The following is a 3,279-nucleotide window of genomic DNA, read 5'->3' on the forward strand; positions in this document are numbered from 1 at the left end:
TACCCCACCAAACTCCCAGAAAGCGCCCCCGCGCTACCCAACACCACCAACGCGCCCGCTGATTGATCGGCTACACCACGAAGGGGGACATGACCACCAGGGCGGCCGGAGCCCGCGCGCTCGACAACACCCCAGCCGGGCGCGACAGGCTCACCACCGGACAGATCGAGCGGCTGGAAGCCCTCGGCCCCGCCCGGTCAACCCGTCCGGCCGTGGACAACACGGCTCGACCCTCCCGCCGAGGTCCGGTCCGCCGAGATCGGACCGGCGGACCGGAGGGCCGTCAGCTCAGCTCTCCCGAGCCAACTGATCCAGTTCGGCGCCGATCGCTTCGCGCAGCCCCTCGTGCTGCGCGCCGAGCCTGAACCGCTCGTCGCGCCAACGATCACGCGGATGCAGCCATACCGGCATCCCCACGAGGTCGGCGGGCTCCCACTCGTACCGCGGCCACACATGCGCGTGCAGGAACCCGTCGGTGTTGCCGAGAATCTCCAGATTCACCCGCCGAAACGCCGGATCCAGCCGACGGCAGGCACGCTCGACCGCCTCTCCCAGTCGCTCCATGTCGGCCAGGAACGCCAGTCGCTTCGGCCGGGGAAGGTCCGACAGCCGTTGCGCCTCTGGCTGATCGGCCAAAAGCACCGAGTATCCGGGAAGGAACTGAACATCCCCGATCACGGCGAACCCCGCCCCGAGCCGCCTCAACACGCAGGGATTCTCCCCCCGCAGGGCACTACCGATCCGGTCCGTCCGCCAGTCATCGCTCATGATCAGAAACCTACAGGGCGGCGATCACCACCGACTGGCCAACGACTCGGAACACGGCTCGTCGCTCCCCGCCCGGTCCGACGGCCGGTCACCTCCCCCGAGCTTCAGGACCGGACCGCGCTCTTCGTCGTCGTGCCTGAGCTGCGCCGCCCTGGCGATGATCACCCCGTGCGCACAACGTGTCCGCGCATACCGGGGCCCCGCGCAGACCGGGTCAGTTGCCCGGGTGGGAGGCTGCCCAGCCGTGTTCGAGCAAGGCGAAGGCCTCGTCGGCGGCTCGGCGCGGCTCGGCGTGCCGCAGGATGAGGCTGCGGGCCTCGAGGGCGAAATGCGCCAGGGCAGCACAGCTGACGTCGTCGTCGGGCGCACCTGCGGCCTCGGCGATGGCCCTTGTCAGGGCCGCTTCGTGGCGTGTCCACATGCGGTGGGCGTAGTCGCGTAGCGCGGGGGTCTCCCGCACCAGGCGGGTGAAGTCGGCGAACCGCGGATCCGTGGCATGGATGGCGAGCTGGGTCTGCTTCAGCAGGATGTGTTCGCGCAGAGCCTGCGGGATCGACGTGCCTGGGGTGCGTTCGCGCACGGCGGCGACGAGTGCTGCTTCCAGGTCGTCGTCCTGGTCGAAGACCAGGGCTTCCTTACCGGAGAAGTGTTTGAAGAGGGTGGTCACCGAGACGTCGGCGGCGTCGGCGACGTCCTTGACGCCGACCTGGTCGTAGCCGCGGTCGAGGAAGAGCTCGAGTGCGGCGTCGGCCAGGGAGCGGCGGGTCTGGGCCTTCTTGCGCTCGCGGCGCCCGGTCGGTTCGGTCACTCGCCCATCGTACCCAATTGTGCAGCGACTAGGAAAGTTTAGTCATTGCACTTATTTTGTGAGTGTGCTTTCTTGGTGGGGCCGGACCTCCCGGCAGCTCACCCACCTCCCGAGGCGGCTCCCATGAACTCTGCTCGTGATCCCCGCATCGCGATCGTCGGCGCGGGCCTCGGCGGCCTCACCTGCGCCCGTGTCCTTGAGCGACACGGCCGCTCCGTCACCGTTTTCGAACGCGAGGTCTCCGCCGACACCCGCCCGCAGGGCGGCACCCTCGACCTGCATGCCGGCACCGGTCAGGCCGCCCTGCGGGCGGCGGGCCTCCTCGACCGGTTCCACGCCCTCTCGCGCCCTGAAGGCGAGGAGTGGCGCGTGCTCGACTTCGCCACTGCCGCCCTCCTGGCGCATCAGGGACCGTCCGCCGACGGCGGCCGGCCGGAGATCGACCGAGGCCGACTGCGCGGACTGCTCCTGGACTCGCTTCCCGAGGGCACGGTGCGGTGGGACCGCGCCGTCAGCGGGGTCATCCCGCTGGCGGACGGCACCTGCCGGCTACTCTTCGGCGACGGCACCACCGAGGACTTCGACCTGGTGGTCGGTGCCGACGGTGCCTGGTCGCGCGTCCGCCCGGCCCTGTCGCACGCCGTACCCGGCTACACCGGCGTCACCTTCGTCGAGACCGGATTCGACCACTGCGACACCCGCCATCCCAACCTCGCCCGGCTGGTCGGCAACGGATCGATGCTGGCGAAGGGCGCCGGCAGGTCCCTGGTCGCCCAACGCAACGGCAACGGCCACATCCGCGCCTACATCGCGCTCCGCGCGCCGGAGAACTGGCACGCGGCTGCCGGCATCGACCTCGGCGACCAGCGGGCCGTGCGGACGCACCTGCTGAGGATGTTCGACGGCTGGGACGAGAGCCTGCGCTGCGTCCTGCGCCACAGCGACAACGGATTCACCAACCGGCCCCTCTTCGTCCTGCCCGCCCCGCACGCCTGGGAGCACGTTCCCGGCGTCACACTGCTCGGCGATGCCGCCCACCTGATGCCCCCGGTCGGGCTGGGCGCCAATCTCGCCATGCTCGACGGCTCCGACCTCGCCCGCGCCCTCGTCACCGAATCCAGCGTCGACGACGCCGTCCGCGCCTACGAGAGCATCATGCTGCCGCGCTCGATCGAGGCCGCGACGGGCAGTGCGCAGGGACTCGACCACCTCGTGCCCGCGACGGCCTCCTGAGCCGACTCCACCGCCCCCGCCTCGATGTTTCACGGCAGCGGCCGGTTGATCTCATGCCTGTGATGTCGCGTTGGTCCGTTCCCGGGGCGGTGTCGGGTAGGACTGCGCGTCGGCTGTCGTGCCGGTGACGCCGGGTTCCACGGGCCCGGTGGACTGCGGGTCGACCTCCTCTCACTGCTCGACGGGGCCAGGTGTGCTGGTCAGGTGGGTCGGGCCAGGGCCTGGACGCGGGTGAAGGCCCGCACGATGGCGTCGGCCCAGGGCCAGGTCGAGGGGATCTTCAGGCGGCGTCTGCGCTGGCCGCGTACGAGCCGGGCCGGGACGTGCAGGATGCGGTAGCGCAGGGTCTTGGGTGTCGCTTTGGCCTCGTCGCCGTCCAGTGCTGCTCCGCGTTAATTCGTGGAGGGGTGTTGATCAGGCTGCCTCCTTGAGTGGGGTGCCGTCGTAGGTCCAGCGGAAGGGCTTGGCGG

The 3,279-nt window shown here is 70.4% G+C and carries 4 protein-coding genes; 1 reads left to right on the forward strand and 3 read right to left on the reverse strand.

Going from position 1 to position 3,279, the window contains the following annotated elements:
- Nucleotides 1-288: 288 nt before the first annotated feature.
- Both ACZ38L_RS38985 and ACZ38L_RS38990 read right to left on the reverse strand, forming a co-directional pair.
- On the reverse strand, nt 289-768 hold the full coding sequence (locus tag ACZ38L_RS38985) for a diadenosine tetraphosphate hydrolase (RefSeq protein WP_465702810.1): 480 nt from the start codon (nt 766-768) through the stop codon (nt 289-291).
- 214 nt (nt 769-982) lie between these two features.
- Nucleotides 983-1,576 (reverse strand): TetR/AcrR family transcriptional regulator, encoded by a 594-nt coding sequence (locus tag ACZ38L_RS38990; RefSeq protein ID WP_465702812.1) that lies wholly within the window; start codon nt 1,574-1,576, stop codon nt 983-985.
- 123 nt (nt 1,577-1,699) lie between these two features.
- On the opposite strand from ACZ38L_RS38990, the gene ACZ38L_RS38995 reads away from it, so the two are divergent.
- Nucleotides 1,700-2,809 (forward strand): FAD-dependent oxidoreductase, encoded by a 1,110-nt coding sequence (locus ACZ38L_RS38995; RefSeq protein ID WP_465702815.1) that lies wholly within the window; start codon nt 1,700-1,702, stop codon nt 2,807-2,809.
- 200 nt (nt 2,810-3,009) lie between these two features.
- Here the strand turns inward: ACZ38L_RS38995 and ACZ38L_RS39000 are convergent, their stop codons facing one another.
- Nucleotides 3,010-3,189 carry a hypothetical protein gene (locus tag ACZ38L_RS39000; protein ID WP_465702817.1) on the reverse strand — a complete coding sequence of 60 codons (180 nt, stop codon included), beginning with the start codon at nt 3,187-3,189 and terminating at the stop codon, nt 3,010-3,012.
- Nucleotides 3,190-3,279: the final 90 nt, after the last annotated feature.

This window comes from Kitasatospora sp. NPDC024654 (assembly GCF_055559155.1).